Consider the following 25,641-nt stretch of genomic DNA (forward strand, 5'->3'; position numbering starts at 1 on the left):
CCTCCCTGGGCGGCCGGCACCGCACCCGCTGGCGGCCGACGCTCGATTCGCTCCCCCGGGTGACGCGTCCCCAAGAACGCAAACCCGCCAAAACCGACCTGAAGAGCGTCGAAACCCTGGTCCAACCCTGCATGCCGTCGATGCCGTCGCGGCGCCGATCGAACCCTGGACCCCTGGCCGGGGTCGGAAGCGGACGGGGTCCGGACGCCCTCCGCGCCGCTTCGGCGGACGAACCGGCCGGCTACCGGCTGCCGGCACCGTCGTCGGCCCCCGCGGCGCCGGGGGGCGCGGATCCCGGACTCGCCGCAGCCCCGGCCCTCGCCGCCAGCTCCGCCGTCGCCGGGGCCCCGCGCCCCTCAAGCCCCTGCAGGATCAGGTCGGCGAAGGCCTCCGCGACCTCGGCGGGGCTCAGCGGACCCTCGGGCGAGTACCACTGGTACGCCCAGTTGACGGCGGAAAGGGCCAGCAGCGCCGCGAACCGGGGATCGACGGCGCGGAACTCGCCCCGCCGCACGCCGTCGGCGATGAGCTCGCGCCAGCGGGCTTCGTAGCGGTCCCGCTTGACCTGGATCCGCCGGCGCAGGTCGTCCCGCAGGAACCGCCACTCGTGGAAGAAGACGCTGGCGGTGTCCCGGTGGTCCGCGATGACGGACATGTGGGCCGCCAGCGCCCGCCGCAGCCGCTCCCGCGCCGTCCGCCCCTCCCGCCACGCCCGCTCGATGCCCTCCAGGAACCGGTCCGCCGCCCGGTCGACGATCTCGAACAGCAGCTCCTCCTTGCTGTCGATGTGGGCGTAGAGGCTCCCCCGCTGGAGCTGCAGCCGGTCGGCGATGTCCTGCATGGAGGTGGCGTGGTAGCCCTTCTGGCGGAAGAGCTCGCCGGCCACGGTCAGGATCTCTTCGCGGCGGGCGGTGGAGCGGGGCATGGTTCCTCCTGGTAAACCAACAAACGGTCGTTTGGTTTCAGCATAGCAGGGGCCCCGCGGCGCCGTCAACGCGCCTCGAGACGTCGACCTGGGGGTCGGGAACGCGCCTCGAGGCGTCGACCTGGGGGCGTCGAGTCCGGAGGACGGGCAGGGGCCGGGCCCCAGCTGGGCGACGCCGCCTCATGGGGTCCGCTCGATCCGCACCCCCCGCGACTCCAGCTCCCGGAAGAAGGCCTCCGGCTCCGGTCCGCCGGGCGCCTCGGGAGCCAGGACGCCCGGGCCCTGGATCTTCCCCTGGGCCATCCACAGCGCGCCGACGGCCAGGGGCACCGCCGTCAGGCGGGCCATGGGCGCCGCCGCCCGGTAGACCCGCTCCACCGGCCGCCCCTCCCGCCGCCCCCGCACCCGGACCACGAGGCCCGAGGCCGGCTGGGACGGCGCCCCGACCCGCTCCAGCAGCGGAAGCAGCGGTCTGAGCACCGCGCCCACCAGCCTCCGCCGGCGATGGGTGGCCATGAGTCCCCAGCGGCCGAACGCCACCGCCAGGCGGTTCAGGACCGGCTCCGTCAGCCCGCCCTTGAGCCGCACCTCCTGGAGATCGGGGAGGAACCGCGGCAGGGTCACGGGCTCGGGGTGGCCGACGTGGAACACCGTGACCAGGCCCAACGGCGGGGGGAAGCGCACCGGCTCCGCGCCGCTGCCGGCGGGGACCTCCTCCCACCGGCCCGCGGCGAAGCTGGTCACCTTGCCGCTGAAGATGTGCATGGTGTGCAGGACCACCGCCCACCCGCGGGCGTCGGCGGAGCTGCCCGCCCAGGCGATGTGGGCGGCCTCCACCCGTTCCATGCGGTCGGCGGCGTGCCGGACGCACAGGTTCGTCAGGCCCGGCGTCCAGCCGAGGCCGGTGAGGACGGTGACCCCCGCGGCCCGGGCCCGTTCGTCCAGGTCGAGGACGCGGCGGGCGGCGTCGTGGTCGTCGCACAGGCTGACGTAGGGCCGGCGCGCCTCGATGGCCGCCCGCACCAGCGGCTCTTCCAGCAGGTAGAAGGGGCCCGCCGCGCCGACGGCCACGTCGTGCTGCGCCATCTGCGCCGCCGCGGCACCGGGCCGCAGCACGTCCACCGCCACCGCCTCGACCCGGCAGCCGGGGACGGCGACGGCGCCCGCCCTGTTGGCCGCCCCCCGCGCGGCCTCGAGGTCCCGATCGGCGACGGTGACCCGGGTCACCCCGGGCGTGCGCGCCAGTTCCTCCACCGCGCGGCGACCCATGTCGCCGCCCCCGCCGAAGACCACGAAGCGCATCCCCCATCCCCCCATGCCGCGCCGCGGCGGCGCTACGCCAAGCCCCGCCGCAACACCCGGGCGGCCACCGCCAGGGCCAGCAGGTCGAAGGCCAGCAGGGCGGCCAGCATCGACGTCACCCCCGCCGGATCCCACCCCCGCAGCACCAGGACCCGCGTCGCCTCGATGGCGTAGGTCATGGGGTTGACCCGGGCGAGGACCTGCATCCAGCCCGGCATCAACTCCAGCGGCGCCAGGGCGGAGCTCAAGAACAGCAGGGGCAGGCTCAAGAAGCCGGTGATGGTGAAGAACTCCGGGTGGCGCGGGACCGCGAAGGCCAGGGCGATGGACAGGGTGGCCACCCCGGCGCCGAACAGGGCGCCGATGGCCAGGGCCGCCACCACCCCGCCCAGGCCCGTGGCGAAGCGAACGCCCATCAGGAACGCGGTCAGGGTGATCAGCAGGTTCTGGACCGCCGTCACCGCCACGATGTAGGCGAACCGGCTGGTGACGATGGACAGCCGCCGGATCGGCGCCGCCAGCAGGCGCTGCAGGAAGCCGGTCTCCCGGTCGAAGAGCAGCTCGACGCCGCCGTTGACGGCGCCGTTGAAGACCGTCATCACCATGGCGCCGGCCGTCATGAACCGGAGGTAGTCGCCCCCGGGCACCTCCCCCGCGGCCATGCGCGCCAGCAGGTGGCCGAAGAGCAGGAGCCAGAGCACCGGCTGCGCCAAGGTGGAGAGCAGGGTCAGGGGCTCGCGCCGCAGGCGGAACCACCACCGCAGCAGGAGGATCCGGTTCTCCAGCCAGAACGCGCCCACCCTCACCCACCCCCTTCCCCGCCGCCGGCGGCCGCCCACGCCTGCCGTTCGTCATGCCATCGCCGCCTCCGGCGCGTCCCGCAGCGCCCGGCCCGTCAACTGGATGAACACGTCGTCCAGGGTGGCGCGGCGGGCCTCCAGGGACTCCACGGCGACCGCCTCGGCGCGGCATGCCGCCAGCACCGGCTCGAGGGCCGCCACCGGGTCGCGCACCGTCAGCCAGAGCTGCGGATCCGGGCCGCCCGCCCCACCGGCGCCGGCCCCTTCGACCGCGACCACCTGGGGCAACGCCTCGAGGCGCCGCACGAGCCGCGCCACCGCCTGGGGGGCCAGGCCCGGGGCAAGCCGCAGCTCCAGCCGCTCCCGGCCGTACCGGGCCTTGAGCCGCGCGGGCGTGTCCAGCGCCCGGATCCGGCCGGCGTCGATGATCGCCACCCGGTCGCAGAGGCGATCGGCCTCCTCCAGGTAGTGGGTGGTGAGCAGGATCGTCGTGCCCTGTTCGCGAAAGGCGCGGATGTACTCCCACAGCCGCCGGCGCGTGTGGATGTCCAGGCCCAGGGTGGGCTCGTCCAGGAACAGCACCGCCGGCCGGTGGACCAGGCCCATGGCCAGGTCCAGCCGCTTGCGCATGCCGCCGGAGTACTCCCGCACCACCCGGTCCGCGGCACCGGCCAGTTCGACCCGCTCCAGCAGCTCCTGCGCCCGGCGGGCCGCCGCGGCTGGCGGCAGGTGGTACATCCCGGCGACCAGCAGCAGGTTCTCCCGCCCCGTCAACAGCGGGTCGACGGCCGTCTCCTGGGGCACCCACCCGATGTGGCGGCGCGCCCGGTCGGGATCCCGCGCCACGTCGACGCCCAGGATGCGGACCCGGCCGGCCGACGGCTTGAGCAGCGACAGCAGCACCTTGATGGTCGTGGTCTTGCCCGCCCCGTTGGGGCCCAGCAGCCCGAAGATCTCCCCCCGCTCCACGCGGAAGCTGACGTCGCGCACGGCCTCCACCGCCCCGAAGCGGCGGGAGAGGTGCTCGACCTCGATGGCCGGCGGGCTCGCCGCGTTCATCCGACCATCCCCAGGGCACCCGCCTGCGCCGCCAGCTGGACCGCCGCCGCCCCTCCGCCCCAGGCGCCGAAGGCCTGGATGCCGTAGCCCGGACGGCCGAAGCCGTATAGCATCAAGAAGGTCAGCGGGCCGGTGACCGAGGTGAAGAACCAGATGGGATAGGCCCAGCGGGCCACCCGCCGATGCCGGTCGTAGCGCCCGCGCAGCCCCCACACCAGGGCCACCAGGACCAGGGGGGCCGTCAGGGTGGCCGCCAGGCTGTGGGCCCCCAGCAGCACCAGGTACGTCGCCCGGATCACCGGGTCCCCGACGAAGGGCGTGGTGCCGTAGAGCGTGGCCTTGGTCAGGTACAGCACGAGGAACGCGGCCTGCAGGCCCGTGGCCAGCAGCATGCCGCGGCGGTGGCCGGCCACGTCGCCGCGGCGGATGCGCCGGTAGGCCCGGGCGATCACCACGGCGCTCGTCGCGTTGATGGCGGCGTTGACGGCGGCGATGACGAAGACGGGGTCGATGGTCCTCACGCCTTCCCGTCCGGGCAGCGGGGCGCGGCCCGCGCCCACCGATCACCGATCCGATGCGATGGTATTGCACCCATCCCAACGCGACAAGGCCCCGGCGGGCCGGCACTCGCGGCCGCCCCGGCCCGCCGGGAGCGCCGCCCCGCCGCCCGGGACGGGGCCGCGGGGAGCGGAGGGGATCGCAGGCCGCCGCCGGCGCAAGGGGCTGCAGGCCGGCGGCGCAAGGGACTAAAGGGACTGCGGACCGCCGCCGGGCCCTCAGCCGGCGTCCGGCCAGAAGTGGCGCTTGAGCTCCGGCACCCGGCTGCGGGCGACGGGGATGGTCACCGGCTGCCCCGCGTGGATCACGGTGAGGTTGTAGGTCCCGTTGAAGAACGGGCTGATCTCCCGCACCTTGCGCAGGTTCACGATGTAGCCGCGGTGGCAGCGGAAGAAGCGGTCCGGCGGCAGCAGCTCCTCCAGCTCCCGCAGCGTGTGGCGGGTGGGGTACCGCTGGCTGGCGGTGTAGACGAAGACCTGATCGTCGTCCGCCTCGGCGTACACCACCTCTTCCACCGGGATGGGGACCGCCGCCTCGTCGCGCACGCCCATGACCCACCGGGGCCGGGGTCGGGTCCGGCCGCCTCCCGCAATGCCTGTTCCCGCGCGGTCGCCGCCCGCGGGGCCGGCCGCCGATGTCGCCGCGGGCGGGGCAGCCACCCCTCCAGAGGCTGCTGGGGCCGCGTTCCCGGACCCTGCCGCGGCCGCGTTCGTCCCGGGTGCGGCGCCACCGCCCCCCGCCATAGCCAGGCGCTCTCGCACCCGGCTCAGGGCTTCCCGCAGGCGCTCGTCGCTGTAGGGCTTGAGCAGGTAGTCCAGGGCCCGCGCCTCGAAGGCTTTGACCGCGTACTCGTCGTATGCGGTGGTGAAGACCACGTAGGGGGCGCTGGGCCGCTGCTTGAGTCGCTCGGCCAACTCCAGGCCCGACAGCCCCGGCATGGCGATGTCGAGGAACACCACGTCGTACTCCAGGGCCTCGATCAGCCGCAGGGCCTCCCGGGCGGTGGCCGCCTCGCCGGTGATCTCCACCCCCGGCTCGCGACTCAGGCGGTAGCGCAACTCGGCGCGCGCCGGGTACTCGTCGTCGACGATGAGCACCCGGATCGGTCGACCCAGGGCAGGGTCGCCCTCTCCATCCCAGGAGGGCTCCCCGCCACCACCGCCCCCGGCCCGGGTCTCGGGACCCGCGTCGACCGCCCCCGGGGAACCGGACGTCGGCTCCGCCCCGGCCCCGCGTCGGCTTGGCGAACCGCCCGGGCCCGCCGGGGTGCCGGGGTCGCCCCCGTGGCCCTCTCGTTCCCTTTCCCTGAGGGATCCCGTCATGACACCGGCTCCTCCTTCACGCCCCCTCGTCGCGCCCCGGTCGACCGTCAACCCGCCCCGACGCCCCGCGCCGCTGGGGAGGCGCCGTCGCTCCCCCATCCCGCCGGGGAGGCGCCGCCCGCCGGCGGATCGCCCCGGCCCCGCCCGTGCCCGGCGGCCGTCCCATCCCCCGCCTCCCCGGCGACCGGGCGAGCGGGAGCCCCGCCGGTTCCCTCGGCCGCCGGGGTGGGCGTGCCGGTGGCCCCGGCCGCCTGGCGCTGCACCGGCACCACCAGCCGCACCAGCGTCCCCCGCCCCGGCCGGCTCCGCACCCGCAGCCCGTACGCCTCCCCGTACAGCCCCACCAGGCGCTGGTTGACGTTGGAGAGCCCCAGCCCCATGCCCTTGCCGACCCCCGGCCGGAAGATCTCCTGGCGGACCTCGGGCGGGATCCCCACCCCCGAGTCCGCCACCACCACGTGCAGGTGCCCGCCCCGGACCCGGGCGGCGACGGTCAGGCGGCCGCCGCCCTCCCGCGGGGCCAGCCCGTGCACCACGGCGTTCTCCACCAGGGGCTGGATGGTCAGCACGGGCACCAGACAGCCGAAGGCCCGCGGGTCGATGCGCACGCGGAAGCGCAGGTTCTCCCCGAAGCGGGCCTGCTCGATCTCCAGGTACATCTGCACGTACTCCAGCTCGTCCTCCAGCCGGATGAACTCGTCCCGCACCGTCAGCGCCCGCCGGAGGAACTCGGCCAGCTTGACCAGCAGGCCGCGGGCCCGGTCGGGGTCGGTGCGGCTGAACATCAGCACCGTGTTCAGGGTGTTGAAGAGGAAGTGGGGCCGGATCTGGGCCTGCAGCGCCTCCAGCCGCGCCCTCGCCGCCAGCTCCCGCAGCCGCTCGGCCTCGGCCAGCTCCATCTGCAGGCTGAGCAGCTGGGCGATCCCCGCCCCCAGCCGGTGGATCAGCCCGGGGATGTCGTTGCGATCCGTGCGGTAGAGCTTCAGCGTCCCCACCACCTGGTCCCGCACCTTCAGCGGCGCGATGACCGCCGCCTGCAGCGGGCACGGACAGCTGGCGATGGGGCACTCGAAGTCGGCCTTGGAGGTCACCAGCCGCAGCTGCCCGGTGGCCAGCACGTTGCGCGTGGCCTGGGTGAGGATGGGCTGGTGGCGCACCATGAAGGGGCAACCCAGCCCCGCGTAGCCCAGGATGGTCTGCCGGTCCGTGACGGCCACGGCGTCGACCTCGGCGATGTCGCGGATGATCTCGCAGATCTTCTGGGCCGTCTCCTCGTTCAGCCCCTGCCGCACGTAGGGCAGGGTCTCCTCGCCGATGCGGAAGGTGTGGTCGAGGAAGGTCCACTCGGCCGTCACGGCGACACCCCCTCCGACGCCCGCCGATGGGCACCCCCACCCGCCTCGCCCGTCCCCGCTTCCCCTTTCTGTTCGCCCTTTTCCTGCTTTTCATGTGAAGTTCGTCACAAGGGGTGCCCCTTCTTGCTTGACCGCGGTGGCGATGCGTGGTAATTTCGACGCTAACATATTCGAGGCGCCCGCGGTACGGAGGGGGTCCGAACGGTATGCTGGTGTACGTGAACGGTCGCTTCGTCCCCAAGGAGGAGGCGACCGTGTCCGTCTTCGACCACGGCTACCTCTACGGCGACGGCGTGTTCGAGGGCATCCGCGCCTACAACGGCCGGGTCTTCAAGTTGGACGAGCACATCACGCGCCTCTACGAGTCCGCCCACGCGATCCTGCTCCAGATCCCCCTGTCCCCCGAGGAGATGGCCGCCGCCGTGGTCGAGACCTGCCGGCGCAACCAGCTGTCGGAGGCCTACATCCGCGTGGTGGTCTCCCGCGGTCCCGGCGACCTGGGCATCGACCCGCGCAAGTGCCCCCGGCCCACGGTGGTGATCATCGCGGACCGCCTGGCCCTGTACCCCGCCGAGCTCTACGAGCAGGGCATGCGGGTGATGACCGTGGCCACCCGCCGCACCTCGCCGGCCGCCCTCAACCCGCGGGTCAAGTCCCTGAACTACCTGAACAACATCCTGGCGCGGCTGGAGGCCAACCTGGCCGGCTTCGCCGAGGTGGTCTTGCTCAACGACGAGGGCTACGTGGCGGAGTGCACCGGCGACAACATCTTCATCGTCCGCCACGGGCGGCTGCTCACCCCGCCGCCGCACCTCGGCATCCTCCAGGGCATCACCCGCGACACGGTGATGGAGCTGGCCCGGCGCCGGGGCATCCCGGTGGAGGAGGCCGTCTTCACCCGCCACGACCTCTACGTGGCGGAGGAGTGCTTCATCACCGGCACGGCCGCCGAGGTGTGCCCGGTGGTGGAGGTGGACGGCCGCAAGGTGGGGGACGGCCGGCCCGGGCCCATCACCCGCCAGCTGATGGCCGACTTCCGCGAGTACGCCCGCACCCACGGCACGCCGATCTGGGACGAACCGGCCCAGCAGGCGGCGGACCTCACCCCTCGTACTCGCGCCGGAGGAACCACCACAGCCCCACGCCGAGCACCAGCATGAAGACCAGCAGCGCGGGGTACGCCCAGGGCAGCTTCAGCTCGGGCATGTGCTCGAAGTTCATGCCGTAGATGCCGGTCAGGAACGTCAGCGGCAGGAAGATGGTGGAGAGCACCGTCAGGCGCAGGATCAGCCGGTTCGTCCGCTCCGCCGCCAGGGCGAGGCGCAGGTTCATCAGGGTGGCCACCAGCTCCCGGACGTTCTCCAGGCGGCTGCTGAGGCGGCCGGCGTGGTCGCGGAGGACCCGCAGGTACGGGCGCAGCGGTCGCCCCCCCAGCCCCTCGCCCGATCCCTCGTAGCCGCTCTCCAGCAGGCGGTCGAGGACCTCGCTCAGGCCGTTGAGCCGCCGCTGGAGCTGTCCCGCCCGCCGGTGGAGCATGCTGAGGAGCGCCACCCCGTCGGGGTCGCGGCTGCGGCGCCGGCCGCGGCCGTCGGGGCCCTCGCCCGCCCGCGGGGCGCCTTCGGGCCGGGCGCGGCCCGGCCCGAAGGCGCCCTCGCGCGGGCCGGGTTCGTCCCGCAGGAAGCGCGCCTCCACGGGCTCCAGGCGGTGCTCCAGGCGCTGCACGTGATCGCCATAGGCATGGAGGACGTCCTCCAGCAGGAAGTAGAGCAACCACGGCGCCGTGCGCGGCACGGTGGCGGGCCCGGTCGCCAGCCGCTCCCGCAGCCGCTGCCACTCGTCCGCCTCGCCGTCGCAGACGGTGGTCACCTCGCCGGGGGCCAGCATCACCAGGCAGGGTCGCCCGCTGGGCAGCAGCGCCTGGAAGACCAGGGTGCCGCCGGCGGCCTCGACGCCGTAGGGTGCGGCGCCAGCCTGGAGGCGACTCCACAGGAAGGGGGCCAGCGCCCGCCGCCGACGGAGCACGGCCCAGTCGTCGTCGGTGGGGGCTCGCACGTCGAGCCACAAGACGGCGGACGCCGAGGCGGTCCCCTCCGACGGAGGGGCCGCGACAGCCGCCGGATCCGGCCCGGCTTCGGACGGCGGCTCCTCGCCCGGGTCCGGAACCGGGGCGTCCCCGGCCGCCCCCTTGCCCTGCGATCCCGGCGCGGCCTGGCCCGCGGCGCCGTCGGGCAAGGGCACCGCCACCAGACCGCGCTCGGACCATCGCCACGCCCGGATCAACCCTGCCCCCCACCTCCGTGTCCGCCGCCGCCCGCCCGGCGGGCGGCGGGGACCGCCGCGCCCGCGGCCGCGCGGCCGTGCGACGGCCTCCCAGCGGCGGGGCGCCCGTTGCTGGCCTTCGGATTCCAGGCCCCCAACCGATGCACCGGATTAGCTTTCTTGGACCACCTCGGCGATATGCAGGCTGACGATCTCGCCGGCGAAACCCATGAGGTCCTTGCCGGCGGCCCGTCCCTCCGGCGACCGCAGGGCCGCCTCGAGGCTGGCGGCGTCGTCGAAGTACATCTCCGCCATCAGGTAGTAGGGCGACGAGCCGCCGGGGGCGCCGGTGATGCGCGCCACCTCGACCCGGCGCAGACCGGGCATGCGCCGGGCCAGGGGCAGGTGAACCTCGCGGTAGTGGCGGTCGAAGGCCTCCCGGTCCTGGGGCTGCCGATAGAGGGCGACCAACTTGACCACGCCCCATCCCCCTCTCGCGGACTGGCCCGCCCATCGGGCTGCCTCTCGGTTCGCCGCGGACCGGCCGACCTCCTGTGCCGCGAACCCCCGCCGTCCCGGTCCCCCGGCCGGCCCGCCCCCGCGGTGGGGAGGACGCGCCCCGGGCGAGGCGAACTTGGGTCACGACGGGCTCGACCCGGACCTGGCGGCGGCGCGTTCCCGCCCCCGTCGCGGATGCGGCGGGAGGCCGCGGGGACGGGGCAGAAGCGGGCGGGACCGGGCAGGACGCCGGGCCGGCTCCGGCGCCGGGTCCCGCCAGCGGGAGGCAGAAGCGGTGGAGCGCGACATCGCGGAGGCATCCGTCCCGACCCGTGGATCCCCTGAACCCCAGGGTCCCCATGGGCGCGTGGCGCCGGGGCGACGCCATGCACCCATCCTCACCGTGCCGGACGAGCTGGCCGACGTCGAGCCCGTGGCCCTCACGGGCAACTTCTGGGTCTCGCTGCCCGACCTCGATCCCGCCACCGGCGCGGCCCGCTCCGTGGGGATCGTCAGCGAGACGGCCCGGGGACTGATCGAGTTCACCGGCGCCCCCGAACCGGAGTCGACGACCGACCGCGCCACCCATGGTGAGGGACCCCATGCCCGACCGCGCGGCGACCGCCCCAGCGGCCCACCCGTCGGCGAGCCCGACGGGCCGACGGGACCGTTGCTGGTCCCCGTGGTCACGTGGGAGGGTCGGCGGATCTGGCCGCCCGAGCCCGCCCCCTCGCCGGGGACCCCGACGCGCCCCCCGGCGGAGGCCGAGGGGCCGGGAGTCCGCCCACCGCGACGGGCGCCCCACTACATGGCCGGCTGGATCCCGCGCTGGTTCATCCCCTTGCCCGTCATGCCCGGGTTGCTTCTCGAGCTGACCTGGCTGGCCCCGGTGGACCAGCGGGGGTTTGCCGTCCGTGCGCGGCTGATCCTCCATCCCGCGTCGCCGCCCGGCGCGTCGCAGGCATCCCGCGGCGCGCAGCGCGGGCCCGAGGCGCCACTGGCACCGCCGGGGGCCGGCGACCGCCCCCCGGCGCCGGCTCTCATCGGCCTGCGACCTGCGGCGGCAGAACCCGTGCCGCCGGCGCTGCGACTGGGCCTGCTGGTTCGTCCGGGTGCGGTGTTCCGGACGGTCTACCATCGGCGGCCCCTGCCCGGATCGCAGGGACCCCGTCCGCACCGGTGGACCCGCACCCTGGTCTGGGAGGCACCCGGAGCGGCCCCCCTGGGCGCCCTGGCGTTGCGGTCGGGGCCGGGGGACGAACCGGCGGCCGGCGGCGCCGCGGGGACATGGGTCTTCTGGGCGCGGCCGGGCGACGGCGAGCTGGTGGTGTATGGCGGCGTCGCGCCCGAGGGCGACGGCGCCGCGGCCACGGCCGTCCACCTCGCCCGGGTGGGGTGGGACGTGCTCTTCGGCCAGACCGTGGGATGGCTGGCGGCCCGGGACCCGTTCCGGTCCCAGGCCGTCCCCGAGGCCGGCAGCGGGCCGCACGCCCCCCTCGCCCATTGGCCGGGGGCGCCCCCGGCCACACCGTCCCCGCGCCATCGACCGCCGGGAGCACCCCTTCCATCCCTTGCCCGTCCCGCGGCGGTGCCCCCGACCACGCCCTACGCCCCGGCCGTCCCCGGCGCGACCCCGGCCGCGGATGCGCCGCCCGCCGGCGACGCCACCGAGCGGGCCGCCCGCCGACGGTCCGGCCTGGCGCGGGCCGTGGCGGCAGGCCTGCTGGACGAGGGGGAGGCCGACGAGCTGGCCGAGCGCGTGCGCCGCAACCTGTGGTTCGCCGTCTTCTTCGCCCACGCCCGCACCGTGGACCGGGAGGGCTGGGTCCACCTGACCTCTCGCAGTCCCCGGTACTACGTCAGCGGCGCCCACTGGACCCGCGACAGCCTGCTCTGGGCGTTCCCCGCCGTGCTGGCGGCGGATCGCCAGCTGGCCCGCCAGCTCCTGGTGGCGGCCTTCGACCGCTACACCCTCTACCCCGGCGAGCACAGCCAGTACCTGGACGGCACGGTGCTCTACCCGGGCTGGGAGCTCGACCAGGCGGCCGCGTGGCCCTTGAGCCTGGCCCGCTACGTGCGGGCCACCGGTGACGCCTCCGTCCTGGACGAACCGGCCGTGGCCCGCGGGGTCGCCGCCGCCCTCCAGGCCGCCGAGGCGCGGCGGGATCCGGCCACGGGGCTCGTCGCCACGTTCCTCATGCCGTCCGACGACCCGGCCCCGCGGCCCTTCCTCACCTACGCCAACGCCCTGTACGCCCAGGCCCTGGCCGAACTCGCCCGGGTCCTCTCGACGTCGACGGCCCAGCGCCCTGCGGCTGCCGAGGCCACCCCCCACCCCGCCCCGGCCGCGGTCCGGTGCGACCCCTCCTGGGCCGCGTGGCTCGAGGCGCGGGCCCGGCTGACCCGGCATGCCGTCCTGCGCCATTGCGTGGTCCCGGGTCCCTGGGGGCCGCAGTTCGCCTGGGCGGTGGCGGGGCCCGAGGGGGCGGACGCGGTCCTGTACGACGAGCCGCCGGGCACCCTGGAGCTCCTGGGGCCCTACGGCTTCGCCCGCCGCCAGCCCGACGACCCGGTGGACGTGGAGGCGGTGTACGCCAACACGGTGCGGTGGATCTACTCGCAGCACAATCCCTTTGGGCCGCCGCCCGGGCCCTTTGCGACGCCCACCTGCCCCCACGCCCGCCACCCCTGGTTGCTCAGCGTCGCCGCAGGGTTGCTGGCGGGCCGACCCGAGTACCTGGCCTGGCTTGCCCGGGCGCCCATGGACGGCGGCTGGGCGTGCGAAACCGTGGACGCCGCGACGGGCGAAGTCCGGACGGGGCCGGCCTTCGCCACCTGCGCCGGGTTCGTCAGCTGGGCGGCGCTGGTGGCGCTGGAGTCCCTGGGCCGGGAGCCCGACCGCGGCGAAGGATCGCCGCACGGCCGCGGGCAGGACACCGGCACCCCCGGACCCTGACGGCTTGCCCGGCCGGGGCGCCCCGGCCCTGCGGGCCACGCGGGTCTCGCCTCGGCCCCTGGCGGACGAACCGGCTCCGTCCGGCCCGCCCTGTCGAGGCGGGCGCCTGCACAGGGTCCGGTGCCGCGGCCCGTCGGGCCGCCCGCCCCGCCCGGACAGCGTGCGCCGGTGGCGGCGCGGGTCGGCCTGGGCGAGGCCGCCCTGGCGGCGGGCGGCGCATGGACCGCCGCACCGGGGCACGGCCGCGGGAGTCCGTCGCAAGGCCTTGGAGGACGGAGGAGGCTGGAGGACGTGAAGGAGATCGAGCCGACCCGAGGCGATGGCGAGCGCGAAGGCGGACGGCCTCACCCTGGCACCGGCCCGACGGGGTCCCCCCTGCCCGGGCGTCCCGGAGCGACCGGGGGCCGGCCGGCGGCGACCCCGGCTGCCGTCCCCACCGCCGAAGGGGAGCTGGAACCCGTCGACGTGCTGGTCATCGGCGCCCACCCCGACGACGCCGAGATCGGCATGGGCGGCACCCTGGTCAAGCTGCACCGGTTGGGGTACCGCATCGGGGTGATCGACCTCACCCGCGGCGAGCTGGGCAGCAAGGGGACCCCGGAGCGGCGGGCCCAGGAGGCAGCCCTCGCCGCCCGGGTGTACGGTGCGCGGTTCCGGTTCAACCTCAACCTGGGCGACAACCGCGTCGAGGACTCGCCTGCCCTGGGGCGCAAGGTGGCCGCCCTGATCCGCCGCTGTCGGCCGCGGGTCGTGTTCACCCACCACGGCGACGACCGCCACCCCGATCATCGGGGCGCCTCGGCGCTGGTCCGCCGCGCGGTGTTCCAGGCCGCCCTGCGCAACCTGGACCTGGGCGAACCGCACCACGTGGTGGACGCCCTGCTGTTCTTCCCCGTCAACGAGTGGGTCGAACCCAGCTTCGTGGTGGACGTCACCGCGACCTTCGACGCCAAGCTCGAGGCGATGCGCGCCTTCGCCAGCCAGTTCGTCGAGCCCACCGCCCCCATCGACCACAAGTACTTCGGCGTCGAGGACTACCTCGAGGCCACGGTGGTCCGGGCGCGGCACTACGGCCTGCGCATCGGCGTCCGCTACGGCGAGGCCTTCCTGGCCGATGCGGTCCCGGTGGCCGACCCGGTGGCCGCCTTCCGCCGCGGGTGAGGCGGGGGGCCCCGCAGGCTACGGAGGCGCCGCGGCGCGGAGCGGGGCGACCCGGGAGCCGGGCGCGACCCGGGAGCCGGGCGCCTGTGGCGAACCCCGATCGGCGGCTCCACTACGACTACTCGGACCCGGCTGAGGATCCCGCTGTCCCGCGGCCCGGATTCGCCCGCCGGGGAGCAGGCGAGCCGGTGGCGGACCGGGGCCGCTGGGCCGCCCCCAGCATGCGGAGCAGGCGGCGTTCGGCCTCCTGCAGCCGCCGCGCCATGGCGATGGGTGGAATCCCCTCCTGGCGCGCCAGCTCGGCGATGGATTGGGGCGGGCGACCCGCCAGCCCCCAGCGGCGTGCCAAGAGACGCGCGTCTTCCGGGGGAAGCAGAGCCAACCCCCGCTGCACCCACTCCACGTCCCGAAGACTGGCGAAGCTCCCCAGGTCCACGAACACGGGTGGTCCCTCCCCTCCCATCCGTGCCATGGCCGCGCCGGAGGTGCTGGACGGATGTCCCGGCGTCCCCGCCGGCACGGCGGCGTGACGGGCGGGCGTGGCGGCCCGCGGGGTGGAGGACGGTCGGTCCGCGTGGTGGGGGCAGGGCCGGCCCGGGTCTCCCGCGGGCCGGGACGTCCGTCACCCTGTGACGCGCCTGCCGCGGGGATGCCGCCTGTGGTATCCTGCGGGGGGCGACCCCCGCCGCGCCGGTTGTAGAGGCCGGTCGTGGCGCTTCCGGGGAGGTCGTCCGCCCTGCCAGCCGGCAACGGGGGCTTCCAGCGCCACCGCGCCCGCCAGCCCCTCGGTCCCCACCGCAAACCCGCCCGGAGGTGAGGGCCTCGATGCCGACCAGCAGCCGCGAGACCGCGTCCCGCCGCCGGCCGTGGCGAGCGTTCCTGGCCAGCGAGGCGGGAGCCGGGACCCTGCTCATCGCCTGTGCGGTCCTGGCCATGGCATGGGCCAACTCCCCCGCCCGCCACGGCTACGAGACGCTCAAGAAGCTGCCGCTGGCCGTGACCGTCGGCCCCGTGGCGCTCGCCATGCCGCTGGCCGACTGGGTCAAGCACGGCCTGATGTCCGTGTTCTTCCTCTTGGTTGGGCTCGAGATCAAGCGGGAGCTGCGGGCAGGCGAACTGGCGGATCCCCGGCGCGCCGCCCTGGCGATCTTCGCCGCCGTCGGGGGAATGGTGGCCCCGGCGGTCATCTACGCCCTGCTCAACGCCGGCGGGCCCGGCGCGCCCGGCTGGGGCATCCCCATGGCCACCGACATCGCCTTCGCCCTGGGCGTCCTGAGCCTGCTGGGCCGCCGGGTCCCCGTCGGGCTGAAGGTGTTCCTCACCGCGGTGGCCATCGTCGACGACCTCGGGGCGGTCCTGGTCATCGCCTTGTTCTACAGCGGCGGCCTGCAGGCCGGGCCGTTGCTCCTGATGGGCATCGCCTTGGCTGCCGCGCTGGCCTACGGGACCCTGGGGGGCGGCCGCCACCTGCTCGTCTATGCCGTCCTCGGCCTGGTCGCCTGGTACGGGTCCCTCGAGGGCGGCATCAGCCCGTCGGTGGCCGCCGTGTTGCTGGCCTTCACCGTGCCCATGACCCCTCGGGCCGGCGGCCCCCACCACGGCCCCTCCGCCGGGACGGAGCGGTCCGACAGCCCGCTCCATCGGCTGGAGCACCTGCTCCAGCCCTGGGTGACCTACGCCATCCTGCCGTTGTTCGCCCTCCTCACGGCGGGCGTGTCCTTGGACGCCGCCGTCCCCAACCGGGTGACCGCCGGGGTTGGCTTGGGTCTCCTGTTGGGGAAGCCGACGGGCTTGTTGGCGGCCAGCGCGCTGGCCGTACGCCTGGGCTGGGCCTCGCTGCCCGCGGGGGTGAACTGGGCCGCCATGGCCGGCGTCGGCCTGCTGGCGGGGATCGGTTTCACCATGTCGCTGTTCATCGCCGGTCTGGCCTTCGAAGGGACGCCGCACCTGGACCAGGCCAAGATCGGCGTGCTCTCCGCCTCGACCCTGGCGGGGCTCAGCGGTCTCGCGGTGTTGCGCCGGGCGACCGCCGCAACCACGGCCGGTCCCGCCGGCGTCCCCGGCCGCTGAGGGCGACGGCGCGGCCCCGGCGGTGACCGCCCCGGCGGCGACCGTCCCGGCGGCGACCGACGAGGAGGGATCGGACCTCCTCCGGCCCTGACGCAACTTGACGAAAGCGGGGTCCAAACCGCCTTGGACGATAACCCAGGAGCGAGGGGTGATCCCGGGTGGCCTGGACGTTCCTCGTCATCGCGGGCTTGCTGGAGGTGGTCTGGGCCGTCAGCATGAAGCTGTCGGAGGGCTTCACGCGCCTCTGGCCCAGCGTCACCACCGTGGCTTTCATGATCGCCAGCTTCCTGTGCCTCGCCTTGGCCCTCCGGGAGCTCCCGGTGGGAACGGCCTATGCCGTGTGGACGGGGATCGGCGCCGTGGGAACGGCGGTGCTGGGCATGGTGCTGTTCGGGGAATCCCGCGACGCGATCCGCCTCGGGTGCATCCTGTTGATCGTGGCGGGGATCGTGGGCCTGAAGGTGACCTCGCCCTCCTGAGCCACCGCGCCCCCCGGCGCGGCCGCGACCCCGCGCCCTCGGCGCGCCGCGGCCGGGCCGAGGGCGAGGGTCTTTGGGGGCGGGCGACGGATCCGCCAGGGACGTCACGTCCCCGGATCGTGCCCGTCCCCCCGGTGGCCCCTTCCGTCCGCCGGGCGCGCCACCGGCGATCCGCCCGGTTCCGCGGTCCGGGCGGGCCTGGCGGGCGACGGCGAGGCCTCGCCCGCGAGGGCCCGCCGGGAGCGGCCGGGCTGGACCGGCTCCCACTTGAACACGGCGTTGAGCGCCCGGTATACCGCGCGGGACTCTCGGGTCAGCAGGGGACCGAGGATCGCCAGGACCAGCACGTAGAGGGCGGTGAAGGACTGCACCGCCGGCGAGAGCCCGCCGGCCTTGGCCACGTTGGCGATGACGATGGACAGCTCGCCGCGGGCCGTGATGGTCACGCCGATGTTGGTCGCGGCCCGCGGGGAGAGGCCGGCGGTGCGACCGGCCAATTGGCCGGCCACCATGTTGCCGACCAGCGTCAGCAACACGGCGCCCAGGACGATCCCGACGGCGCCGCCCAGGGCCGTGGGGTCGAGTCCCAACCCGAAGCTGAAGAAGAAGACGGATCCGAAGAAGTCCCGGAAGGGGACGACGACGTGCTCGATCCGCTGGCGGTGCTCGGTGTCGGCCAGGACCAGGCCCAACAGCAGGGCACACACCGCCTCGGCGACGTGCACCGTCTCGCCGAAGCCCGCCAGGAGGAACAGCGCCGTGAACACCACCAGCCGGAACACGTCGGCGGACGGGATGTCCAGGAGGCGGTTCAGCCAGGGCCGAACCAGCCGACCCAGCACCAGCACCACCGCGATGAAGCCGACGGCGGTCAAGCCGGCCAGCACCACCCCGCCCACGGACGTGGCGCCGCTGAGGACCAGGCCCGACAACACCGCCAGGTACACCGCCAGGAACACGTCGTCGAACATGATCATGCCGAGGATCATCTCGGTCTCGGGGTTGGCGGTGCGCTTCAAGTCCACCAGCACCTTGGCCACGATGGCCGTCGAGGTGATGGTGGTGATGCCGGCGATGGCCAGCGCCTCCCGCGGGGGGAAGCCGGCCAGCCACCCGTAGAGAAGGCCCAGCGTGAAGTTGATCCCGATGTAGATGCTGCCGCCCACCAGGATCTTGCGGCCGGCCCGGATCAGGCGGTTCAACGAGAACTCCAGGCCCAGGTAGAACAGCAGGAAGAGGACCCCGATGCGCCCCATGAAGTCGATCAGGGGCTTGCTCGCCTCGAAGCGGAGGTCGAGGAACCCGGTGTCCGGGAGGTGCGGGCCCACGGCCATACCGGCCAGGATGAGGAGGGGGACGATGGGCACATGGAGTCGGTTGGCGACGTAGCCGGCCAGGGCCATGATGGCGAGGGCGAGGCCGATCTCCCACACCACGTGCTCCATCACCGACCCCCCTCGGCCGCCGGGCCCGTCCCACCCTCCACCAGCTCCCGGAAGGCGCGGATCTGCTGCCGGTCACCCATCACCACCAAGGTGGCCTCCGCGGGGATGCGGTAGTCCGGCCCGGGGTTGATCACCCGCCTCTGGTCCTTCTCGATGACCGCGATGACCGTCGCCCCCGAACGGCGCCGGATCTCCAGCTCGCCGATGGTGCGGCCGACGCAGGGGGCGCCGCGTTCGACCTTGTACCACTCGATCACGAGGCGGTTCAACACCACCTCGACGGATTCCAGGCCCTTGGGCCGGTACGCGAGGCCCCCGATGATCCCGGCCACCTGGCGCGCCTCGTCGTCGTCCAGGGTCACCACGGACACCCAGTTGTCCGGATCGTCGGGATCCACGTGGAAGATCTCCCGTCGGCCGTCGTCGTGGACGATGATGGCCAGCCGGTCCCCTGCCCGGGTCTCGATCTGGAACTTGCGCCCGATGCCCGGCAGGTCCGACTCCCGGATGTCGGACATGGTCGACCCCCTCGAGCCCACGGATTGACGGTGGGAGAGGGCATGGCAACCGCCGCGCAGGTCGCGACGCGACCGACGCCCCATCCCCCTCCCTCCCACCCCCGTGCGCCACCGTACCACGGTGGCGCGTCGGCGCCAACCCCGGTGTCGACCGAGGGCCCTGGGGCAGCTTACGAACCCTTCCCCGGCGCGACGGGTCTTCCGGCCGCTCAGCGGCCGCGTTCCTCCACCGCCGCCCGTCCTGCCGCCAGCCGGGCGATGAGCACGCGGAAGGGCGAGCAGCTGACGTAGTCGAGCCCCGCCCGGTGGCAGAAGGCGATGGAGGCCGGGTCCCCGCCGTGCTCGCCGCAGATCCCCACCTTCAGATCGGGTCGCGTTCGCCGGCCCTCGGCCACGGCCAGCTCGATGAGCCGGCCCACGCCGGCCGCATCCAGCGTGACGAAGGGGTTCTCGGGCAGGATCTTCTCCGCCAGGTAGTGGTGGAGGAACTTGCCCTCGGCGTCGTCGCGGCTGAACCCGAAGGTGGTCTGGGTGAGGTCGTTGGTGCCGAAGGAGAAGAACTCCGCCACCTGGGCGATCTCGCCCGCCGTCAGGGCGGCCCGCGGCACCTCGATCATGGTGCCGATGCGGACCTCGAGGTCCAGGCCCGTCTCGGCCTCCACCTCCCGGCGCACCGCCTCGATCCGCTCCCGCAGGAAGGCCAGCTCCCGCACGTGGGCCACCAGCGGGATCATGATCTCCGGCCGCGCGTCCACGCCGCGGCGGCGCAGGTTGGCCGTCGCGCGGAAGATGGCCCGCGCCTGCATCGCGTACACCTCGGGGAAGGTGATGCCCAGGCGGCAGCCGCGATGGCCCAACATCGGACTGGCCTCGTGCAGCGCCCGCACCTTGCGCAGGAGCTCGCGACGCTCTGCGAGCCGGGCCGGATCGCCGCCCTCGAGCTCCAGGCGCGTCACCTCCACCACCAGCTCCTCCAGGGAGGGCAGGAACTCGTGGAGCGGCGGGTCCAAGAGCCGGATGGTCACCGGGAGCCCGGCCATGGCCTCGAGGATGCCCTCGAAGTCCCGCTGCTGCATCACCGCCAGCTCGGCCAGGGCGGCCTCCCGCTCCTCCCGGGTCTCCGCCAGGATCATGCGCTGGACGGCGGGCAGGCGTTCGGGTCCCATGAACATGTGCTCGGTGCGGCAGAGGCCGATGCCCTCGGCGCCGAACTCCCGGGCCCGGCGGGCGTCGTCCGGCGTGTCGGCGTTGGCCAGCACCCGGAGGCGCCGCGCCTGGTCCGCCCACTCCAGCAGCTGCCGGAACTCGGGCGACAGCTCCGGCTCCACCAGGGGCACCTCGCCGGCGAAGACCCGGCCGGTGGCCCCGTCGATGGTGATCACGTCGCCCTTGCGGAAGACCCGGCCGGCGACCTGGAACTCCTCGCGCTCGAGGTCGATGCGCAGCGCCTCGCAGCCGCAGACGGCGGGCTTGCCCATGCCGCGGGCCACCACGGCGGCGTGGCTGGTCATGCCGCCGCGGCTCGTCAGCACGCCCTGGGCGGCGACGATGCCGTGGATGTCGTCGGGCGTCGTCTCGGGACGGACCAGGATCACGGCCTGGCCCTCCCGCCCCAGCCGCTCCGCCTCGTCGGGATCGAAGACCACCGCCCCCACCGCGGCCCCCGGCGACGCCGGCAGCCCCTGGGCCAGCGGCTCCACGTCGGCCTTCGGGTCCACCTGCTTGTGCAGCAGGCGCGCCACCTGGTCCGGGTCGACCCGCAAGAGCGCCGTCTCCCGGTCGATCAGGCCCTCCCGCACCATGTCGCAGGCGATGCGCACCGCCGCCGCCGCCGTCCGCTTGCCGCTGCGGGTCTGCAGGAGGAAGAGCCGGCCGCGGTCGACGGTGAACTCGATGTCCTGCATGTCGCGGTAGTGGCGCTCCAGCCGCTGGGCCACCTGCTCCAGCTGGCGGTAGAGCTCGGGCCGCTCCTCCTTGAGCCGGGCGATGGGCTCCGGCGTCCGGATGCCGGCCACCACGTCCTCGCCCTGGGCGTTGGGCAGGTACTCGCCGTAGAGCTCGCGGGCGCCCGTGGAGGGGTTGCGGGTGAACATCACGCCGGTGCCCGAGTCCGGCCCCGTGTTGCCGAAGACCATGGCCTGGACGTTGACGCCGGTGCCCAGGTCGTCGGGGATCTTGTGGATGCGGCGGTAGACCTTGGCCCGCTCGTTGTTCCAGGAGTCGAACACCGCCCGGATGGCCAGCTCCAGCTGCTCCCGCGGGTCCTGGGGGAAGTCGCGGCCGGCCTCCTCCCGGACGATGCCCTTGAAGGTCTCCACCAGGCGCTCCAGCTCCTCCGCCGGCAGCTCGTGGTCGAATCGGACCCCCCGCCGCTGGCGGGCCGCCTCCAGGGCGTGCTCGAAGCGCCCGGCGGGCACCCGCAGGACCACGTCGCCGAACATCTGGATCAGCCGCCGGTAGCAGTCGAAGGCGAAGCGGGCGTCCCCCGTCTCCCGCGCCAGTCCCCGAACCGCCTCGTCGTTCAGGCCCAGGTTGAGGATGGTGTCCATCATCCCCGGCATGGAGACGGGGGCCCCCGAACGGACCGAGACCAACAGGGGCCGCCCGGGGTCGCCGAAGCGGCGCCCGATCTCCCGCTCCAGCCGCTCGAGCTGCTGCTCGACCTGCTCCATCAGCCCGGCCGGGAACCGGCCGCCGGCGGCCAGGTAGGCCTTGCAGGCCTCGGTGGTGATGGTGAAGCCCGGCGGGACGGGCAGGCCGATGCGGGTCATCTCCGCCAGGTTGGCCCCCTTGCCGCCCAGCAGGTTGCGGTCCGCGCCCGATCCCTCGTCGAAGAAGTAGACCCACCGCCGCGGCGCCGCCTGGGGACGGGCCGCGCTCTCAGCGATCCCCGTGCTCACGGCGCTCCCCCCTCGCCAGGATCTCCAGCACCTGGTTGGCCGTCTCCTCCACGGCCTTGTTGGTCACGTCGATGACGGGGCAGCCCAGCTCCCGGAAGATCCGCTGGGCGTAGGCCAGCTCCTCCTGGATGCGTTGCATGCTGCCGTAGCTGGCGTCTTCGTCGAGGCCGATGGCCTTGAGCCGCTCGCGGCGGATGCGCTGCAGGGCCTCCGGCCGGATGATCAGGCCGACCAACCGGTTCCGCGGCACCTTGTACAGTTCGGGGGGCGGCTCCACCTCCGGGATCAGCGGCACGTTGGCCACCTTGTACATGCGGTGGGCCAGGTACATGCTGACGGGCGTCTTGGAGGTCCGGGAGACGCCCAGGAGGACGATGTCCGCCTGCAGCAGGCCGCGGGGGTCCTTGCCGTCGTCGTACTTGACCGCGAACTCGACGGCCTCGACCCGCCGGAAGTACTCCTCGTCCAGGCGGTGGCGCAGGCCGGGCTGCAGCCGCGGCGGGCGCTCCGCCACCCGCATCCACGCGGCCATCATCGGCCCCATGATGTCGACCACGGGGATCCCCGCCGCCTGGGCCTTCTCGTTCAGGGCCCGGCGCAGGTCCTCCAGGATCAGGGTGTGGACGATCAGGCTGCGGGGCTCCTCGCGCGCCCGCCGGACGATGGTCTCGATGGTCTCCATCCGGTCGACGTAGGGAAACCGGTGGAAGGTGGCGCGGTGGCCGTTGAACTGGCTGGCCGCCGCCCGCGCCACCAGCTCGGCGGTCTCGCCCAGGGAGTCGGAGACGATGAAGACGACCGGTTCACCCACCCCGCTATGACCCCCTCACCCTACCGCTGCGGCACCATGTCCCAGCGGCCGATGTCGCGGAAGCCGAGGCGCTTGTAGATGGCGCCGGCCTCCGGGTTGTCGTAGAACAGGCAGAGCCGCTTCCCCTCGGCCAGCACCTCGGAGCACAGCCGCACCATGAGCTGCGTGGCGAAGCCCCGGCGCCGGAAGCCGGGGTCGGTGGCCACACCCACGATCATGGCGGAAAACGGGTTCTCCGCCGCTGTCTTGACGGCGGCCACGGCGCGGCCGTCGTATTCCAGCCAGTAGCCGCGGGCGGCCCCCGTCTCCAGCGAGTGCCGCAGCTCCCGCTTCCGCTGGTCGTCGAAGCTGTGAAACTCAACGATTCGACTGTACAGCGCGGCGATTACGGGTGCGTCGGCCGGTGTCATCCGGTGTGGGCGGACGTCGACAGGCAGATTCCCGCTCAGGGCGGCGAGCCGCCCGGCATCACTCAACTCCGCGAAGTGAAGGGACCGCCTTCGTGACCAGTCCAGGACGGCCTGGGTGTACGGTCGCAGCCGGGCCACCACCTCGCCTTTTCCTGCGAGCTCGGCTCCGCCCCGGGCGGGCTCGGCGGCATGGCGGGCGATGATGCGGGCCAGACCCTCGGCGTCGAAGTCACCCCGCCCGTAAGGGATGAAGCTGCGAAAGTAGCGCAGCAACACGGCCCGGAGCCGGCCGCATTCATCAAAGTCTCCCCAGACGGCCTGGAAGTCGGTTTCGAAGCCGTAGTTCTGGATGTCCGCCAGGATGAACAGGTTAAAGGCGCTCTCCTCGGCCAGGAAGTCGAACACCGGCTGGCGATCTGCTTCGTTCAGGCGGCGGATCAAGGTTCCCGGCTCCTCTCCCGGCGGACCCCTCGTTGTGGATGATTCGAACTGCCGCCGCTGCGATCGTCCCCGATAAACACGCGCCTGCAATGGCGCCGTTCGCCGGGTGCAATGGGGCTCCTTGGAAACTTTTCGACATGGAAGGCGAAACCCCTGGCCGTGTCCCCTGACGACCCGTAGCCGGGCTACCCGGGCCGCGGTCTGCGAGCAGGAATGGCGTCAGGAAGTCCTGGACGGCCGGCGCCGGCGGGAAGTCACTTAGTGCCCCGCAATGCCAGGGCAGGTAACCTGTTTACGATCCACTTCATCCGGGACGAACAACGCGTAAGCCGGATCGCCCCATCCTTAAACACCGGCTGCAATCCGAATCAGGTAGGTAGGCCTGGACCGCTAGGTAGGCCTGGCCCGCCCGGGACCAAGGACGGTGGGTAGCCCTTGAGGCGGATGGCAAGAGGGGCCGGGATAAGCCCGGCCCCTCTTGCTACACGTTGCTGTTCAGCTCACCGAGGGCAGCTACCTGGCCTGCCAGGTCCGCCACACCCTTGAGCAGAGCGAGGCGGTTGGCCCGCAGGGCCGGTTCCTCCGCCATGACCAGCACCCGGTCCAGGAACGCGTCGACAGCGGGACGCAGGCGGGCGACGGCCTGGAAATAGGCCGTGTAGTCCCCGGCGGCCAGCGCCCGCCCGGCGGCCTCGGCCGCGGACTGCAGCGCCGCGTGGAGCTCGCCCTCCTCGGGTTCCCGGAACAGGGCCGGATCGATGCGACCACCTTCGGCCCGTCCGGCCAGGTTGGCCGCCCGCCTGTGGACGGTGAGGACGTCGGCTGCCAGCGGCGACGCCAGTAAGTTCGCCACCGCCCGGTCCTAGTCCATAGCGCCGCAATTACAGGCGCATCTGCTGGTGGCCTCATGTTTACGCGGACGTCCCGAGGCAGATGCCGGTGGTCTGCTTCATTCAGGCAGTGCATCAATACCGTACCCACGAATCCTTCCCCTCTCTGTCTTTGCAACCTCTACGGTCCCGGACAAGCGGAAGCGCAATCTGTTGCCGCTCATCACCCGATCTACGGGTATACGCCGGGTAATCAGGGGGCTGGTAGCGACCTAGCTCATCTCCGAATTGATACCACCCTGGACGCTCTGTACGAGCAAATAACTCCAAATACGGGCCAGGGCTACAGGCTTCAATGATGTCGTATAATTCATCGGGCTTACGTGAATGTTCACGCTTACGAGCCACAATAATGTTTTCTTGGCGTCGCCCTGGCTTGAACGTACGAAGCCCACCCCGAACCCCAAAGAGTACCATTTCTGTCACGTTGCGAAAGTAAAATCCAACACCACGGCGGTCGGGGCCACCATCCTTTCTGACTTTGTACCAGATAATATTTGTCTTATAGGTAAACCCCCACCGTCGCATAACCTCAAGCCCTTCTGCTAGCAAAGCGTTTGGTACCCAAAGATAAAGATGACTTTGAGGTAGAGCTAACTGTGCTATAGGAAGCTCCAATATCTCTTGCAGGTCCATTGTATGATAGCGGGATAAGCGGCGGTGTTCAGGCGCCACCTTGCCCGTCCGATTCGAAAATCGCCACGGAGGATCAGCCAATATGGTTCCAAACTTCTGACCACCAAATCGTTCTAAGAGTTCTTCACCAACAGACTTCAAGGGCCGGTTTTCTAGGAAGAACTCATGGGCAGGTCTTATCGATTGTCTATAAACCGGCTCTTGCGAATCCCGATTACGAGGATCGGACATCCCCCGCCACCTCCCCCATTAAGACGTGGCAGTAATTTTCTCATCCACGTAGTAGACCATCCATACTTATCCCAGACGTCGAGTTCTCTAAATATCTCTGCTAGTTCGTCTGATTTTGTGATAATTATGCCGACATCGATTGCCCTTAAGTCGAACAGCAACCTGAAGTTATTAAGGTCTCGATCAAAGAACGGATCCTTGTTGGACCATTCAACCTCTACAGCGACGCGATTCTTGTAAAAGTCCACTTTATGAGTGGGTGCTTCGTATACCTTGCCATCCACCATTATCTGTACATCGAAGGACTTCTCCTTCCAGCCACGAGCACCGAATCCCTCATCGAGTCGCCTAGCCATTTTTGACTTGCTGCCGCCACCCTCTAAGACTTCTTTCGCTGTGAAATGGAATTCCCTCAGCACTTCAAGGAGATCGTTCCACTCCGTTTCATGAGCTCCTCGAAGTACGGCCAGAGCATTTCGCCATTCATGGATCTCATAGTCCTGACGAATGTCATCAGGTACGAGATGCAGGCTCAACACAAAAGACCCCTCGCGAACAGACTTTCTGTAAATATTTTTCGCGCAGGTTCCACCTCTTCCTGCACGACCACCCACG

The 25,641-nt window shown here is 72.6% G+C and carries 23 protein-coding genes; 5 read left to right on the top strand and 18 right to left on the bottom strand.

The window, feature by feature from the left end; genetic code table 11:
- Nucleotides 1-241 precede the first annotated feature (241 nt).
- The 7 genes from E1B22_RS02380 to E1B22_RS02410 all read right to left on the bottom strand — a co-directional run bounded on the left by E1B22_RS02380 (nt 242) and on the right by E1B22_RS02410 (nt 7,321).
- Nucleotides 242-925, bottom strand: coding sequence for a TetR/AcrR family transcriptional regulator (locus E1B22_RS02380; RefSeq protein ID WP_243123639.1), 684 nt, complete (start codon nt 923-925; stop codon nt 242-244).
- 180 nt (nt 926-1,105) lie between these two features.
- Nucleotides 1,106-2,227, bottom strand: a complete 1,122-nt coding sequence (locus E1B22_RS13820; RefSeq protein WP_135224410.1) for a saccharopine dehydrogenase family protein — start codon at nt 2,225-2,227, stop codon at nt 1,106-1,108.
- Nucleotides 2,228-2,259: 32 nt separating this feature from the next.
- Nucleotides 2,260-3,027: an ABC transporter permease gene (locus E1B22_RS02390; RefSeq protein WP_135224411.1), complete on the bottom strand. Its 768-nt coding sequence runs from the start codon at nt 3,025-3,027 to the stop codon at nt 2,260-2,262.
- A gap of 51 nt (nt 3,028-3,078) precedes the next feature.
- The gene (locus tag E1B22_RS02395) at nt 3,079-4,086 is read right to left on the bottom strand and encodes an ABC transporter ATP-binding protein (protein WP_135224412.1); all 1,008 of its coding nucleotides are present in this window, start codon (nt 4,084-4,086) and stop codon (nt 3,079-3,081) included.
- Nucleotides 4,083-4,607 (bottom strand): DUF420 domain-containing protein, encoded by a 525-nt coding sequence (locus tag E1B22_RS02400; protein WP_167758835.1) that lies wholly within the window; start codon nt 4,605-4,607, stop codon nt 4,083-4,085. The genes E1B22_RS02395 and E1B22_RS02400 overlap by 4 nt, the downstream gene beginning before the upstream one ends.
- Nucleotides 4,608-4,862: 255 nt before the next feature.
- A complete protein-coding gene (locus tag E1B22_RS02405) occupies nt 4,863-5,966 on the bottom strand; it encodes a LytTR family DNA-binding domain-containing protein (RefSeq protein WP_243123640.1) in 1,104 nt (367 codons plus the stop codon).
- A 47-nt stretch (nt 5,967-6,013) separates the two neighbouring features.
- Nucleotides 6,014-7,321: a histidine kinase gene (locus E1B22_RS02410; protein WP_243123641.1), complete on the bottom strand. Its 1,308-nt coding sequence runs from the start codon at nt 7,319-7,321 to the stop codon at nt 6,014-6,016.
- A 206-nt stretch (nt 7,322-7,527) separates the two neighbouring features.
- Between E1B22_RS02410 and ilvE the strand changes: the two genes are divergently transcribed.
- The gene (ilvE, locus tag E1B22_RS02415) at nt 7,528-8,481 is read left to right on the top strand and encodes a branched-chain-amino-acid transaminase (protein ID WP_243123643.1); all 954 of its coding nucleotides are present in this window, start codon (nt 7,528-7,530) and stop codon (nt 8,479-8,481) included.
- Here ilvE and E1B22_RS02420 read toward each other — a convergent pair.
- Together E1B22_RS02420 and E1B22_RS02425 are read right to left on the bottom strand one after the other, a co-directional pair.
- Nucleotides 8,423-9,601, bottom strand: a complete 1,179-nt coding sequence (locus E1B22_RS02420; RefSeq protein ID WP_135224414.1) for a magnesium transporter CorA family protein — start codon at nt 9,599-9,601, stop codon at nt 8,423-8,425. The two genes, ilvE and E1B22_RS02420, sit on opposite strands and share 59 nt — an antisense overlap.
- A gap of 150 nt (nt 9,602-9,751) precedes the next feature.
- Complete coding sequence (locus tag E1B22_RS02425) at nt 9,752-10,060, bottom strand: EthD family reductase (protein WP_135224415.1); 309 nt, start codon at nt 10,058-10,060, stop codon at nt 9,752-9,754.
- Nucleotides 10,061-10,373: 313 nt separating this feature from the next.
- Here E1B22_RS02425 and E1B22_RS02430 point away from each other — a divergent pair, with 313 nt between their 5' ends.
- Together E1B22_RS02430 and bshB1 are read left to right on the top strand one after the other, a co-directional pair.
- The gene (locus tag E1B22_RS02430) at nt 10,374-13,034 is read left to right on the top strand and encodes a glycoside hydrolase family 125 protein (protein WP_243123644.1); all 2,661 of its coding nucleotides are present in this window, start codon (nt 10,374-10,376) and stop codon (nt 13,032-13,034) included.
- 291 nt (nt 13,035-13,325) lie between these two features.
- Nucleotides 13,326-14,195: a bacillithiol biosynthesis deacetylase BshB1 gene (gene bshB1 / locus E1B22_RS02435; protein WP_243123646.1), complete on the top strand. Its 870-nt coding sequence runs from the start codon at nt 13,326-13,328 to the stop codon at nt 14,193-14,195.
- A gap of 118 nt (nt 14,196-14,313) precedes the next feature.
- Here the strand turns inward: bshB1 and E1B22_RS02440 are convergent, their stop codons facing one another.
- Nucleotides 14,314-14,637, bottom strand: coding sequence for a hypothetical protein (locus E1B22_RS02440; RefSeq protein WP_135224416.1), 324 nt, complete (start codon nt 14,635-14,637; stop codon nt 14,314-14,316).
- A 383-nt stretch (nt 14,638-15,020) separates the two neighbouring features.
- Here E1B22_RS02440 and nhaA point away from each other — a divergent pair, with 383 nt between their 5' ends.
- Both nhaA and sugE read left to right on the top strand, forming a co-directional pair.
- Complete coding sequence (gene nhaA, locus E1B22_RS02445; RefSeq protein ID WP_135224417.1) at nt 15,021-16,265, top strand: Na+/H+ antiporter NhaA; 1,245 nt, start codon at nt 15,021-15,023, stop codon at nt 16,263-16,265.
- A gap of 158 nt (nt 16,266-16,423) precedes the next feature.
- Entirely contained in the window at nt 16,424-16,744 is a 321-nt protein-coding gene (sugE, locus tag E1B22_RS02450; protein WP_135224418.1) for a quaternary ammonium compound efflux SMR transporter SugE, read from the top strand.
- 104 nt (nt 16,745-16,848) lie between these two features.
- Here the strand turns inward: sugE and E1B22_RS02455 are convergent, their stop codons facing one another.
- The 8 genes from E1B22_RS02455 to E1B22_RS02490 form a co-directional block, all read right to left on the bottom strand.
- Entirely contained in the window at nt 16,849-18,189 is a 1,341-nt protein-coding gene (locus E1B22_RS02455) for a cation:proton antiporter (protein ID WP_135224419.1), read from the bottom strand.
- On the bottom strand, nt 18,189-18,707 hold the full coding sequence (locus E1B22_RS02460) for a cation:proton antiporter regulatory subunit (protein WP_135224420.1): 519 nt from the start codon (nt 18,705-18,707) through the stop codon (nt 18,189-18,191). The genes E1B22_RS02455 and E1B22_RS02460 overlap by 1 nt, the downstream gene beginning before the upstream one ends.
- Before the next feature lie 209 nt (nt 18,708-18,916).
- Nucleotides 18,917-21,607: a pyruvate, phosphate dikinase gene (gene ppdK / locus E1B22_RS02465; RefSeq protein ID WP_135224421.1), complete on the bottom strand. Its 2,691-nt coding sequence runs from the start codon at nt 21,605-21,607 to the stop codon at nt 18,917-18,919.
- A complete protein-coding gene (locus E1B22_RS02470) occupies nt 21,588-22,418 on the bottom strand; it encodes a pyruvate, water dikinase regulatory protein (protein WP_135224422.1) in 831 nt (276 codons plus the stop codon). Before E1B22_RS02470 ends, ppdK begins: the two co-directional genes overlap by 20 nt.
- A gap of 20 nt (nt 22,419-22,438) precedes the next feature.
- Complete coding sequence (locus E1B22_RS02475) at nt 22,439-23,269, bottom strand: GNAT family N-acetyltransferase (protein WP_135224423.1); 831 nt, start codon at nt 23,267-23,269, stop codon at nt 22,439-22,441.
- Nucleotides 23,270-23,750: 481 nt separating this feature from the next.
- The gene (locus E1B22_RS02480) at nt 23,751-24,122 is read right to left on the bottom strand and encodes a DALR anticodon-binding domain-containing protein (protein ID WP_243123647.1); all 372 of its coding nucleotides are present in this window, start codon (nt 24,120-24,122) and stop codon (nt 23,751-23,753) included.
- A 112-nt stretch (nt 24,123-24,234) separates the two neighbouring features.
- Nucleotides 24,235-25,026 (bottom strand): MT-A70 family methyltransferase, encoded by a 792-nt coding sequence (locus tag E1B22_RS02485; protein ID WP_135224424.1) that lies wholly within the window; start codon nt 25,024-25,026, stop codon nt 24,235-24,237.
- On the bottom strand, nt 24,972-25,562 hold the full coding sequence (locus tag E1B22_RS02490) for a BglII/BstYI family type II restriction endonuclease (RefSeq protein ID WP_135224425.1): 591 nt from the start codon (nt 25,560-25,562) through the stop codon (nt 24,972-24,974). The genes E1B22_RS02485 and E1B22_RS02490 overlap by 55 nt, the downstream gene beginning before the upstream one ends.
- Nucleotides 25,563-25,641: the final 79 nt, after the last annotated feature.

The sequence above is a fragment of the Thermaerobacter sp. FW80 genome (assembly GCF_004634385.1).
Lineage (GTDB): Bacteria > Bacillota > Sulfobacillia > Thermaerobacterales > Thermaerobacteraceae > Thermaerobacter > Thermaerobacter composti.

Coding starts and splice junctions, on each gene's coding strand:
- E1B22_RS02485 (WP_135224424.1), bottom strand. CDS start 25,026: ATGTCCGATCCTCGTAATCGGGATTCGCAAGAGCCGGTTTATAGACAA.
- E1B22_RS02380 (WP_243123639.1), bottom strand. CDS start 925: ATGCCCCGCTCCACCGCCCGCCGCGAAGAGATCCTGACCGTGGCCGGC.
- E1B22_RS02460 (WP_135224420.1), bottom strand. CDS start 18,707: ATGTCCGACATCCGGGAGTCGGACCTGCCGGGCATCGGGCGCAAGTTC.
- ilvE (WP_243123643.1), top strand. CDS start 7,528: ATGCTGGTGTACGTGAACGGTCGCTTCGTCCCCAAGGAGGAGGCGACC.
- E1B22_RS02405 (WP_243123640.1), bottom strand. CDS start 5,966: ATGACGGGATCCCTCAGGGAAAGGGAACGAGAGGGCCACGGGGGCGAC.
- nhaA (WP_135224417.1), top strand. CDS start 15,021: ATGCCGACCAGCAGCCGCGAGACCGCGTCCCGCCGCCGGCCGTGGCGA.
- E1B22_RS13820 (WP_135224410.1), bottom strand. CDS start 2,227: ATGCGCTTCGTGGTCTTCGGCGGGGGCGGCGACATGGGTCGCCGCGCG.
- E1B22_RS02455 (WP_135224419.1), bottom strand. CDS start 18,189: ATGGAGCACGTGGTGTGGGAGATCGGCCTCGCCCTCGCCATCATGGCC.
- E1B22_RS02395 (WP_135224412.1), bottom strand. CDS start 4,086: ATGAACGCGGCGAGCCCGCCGGCCATCGAGGTCGAGCACCTCTCCCGC.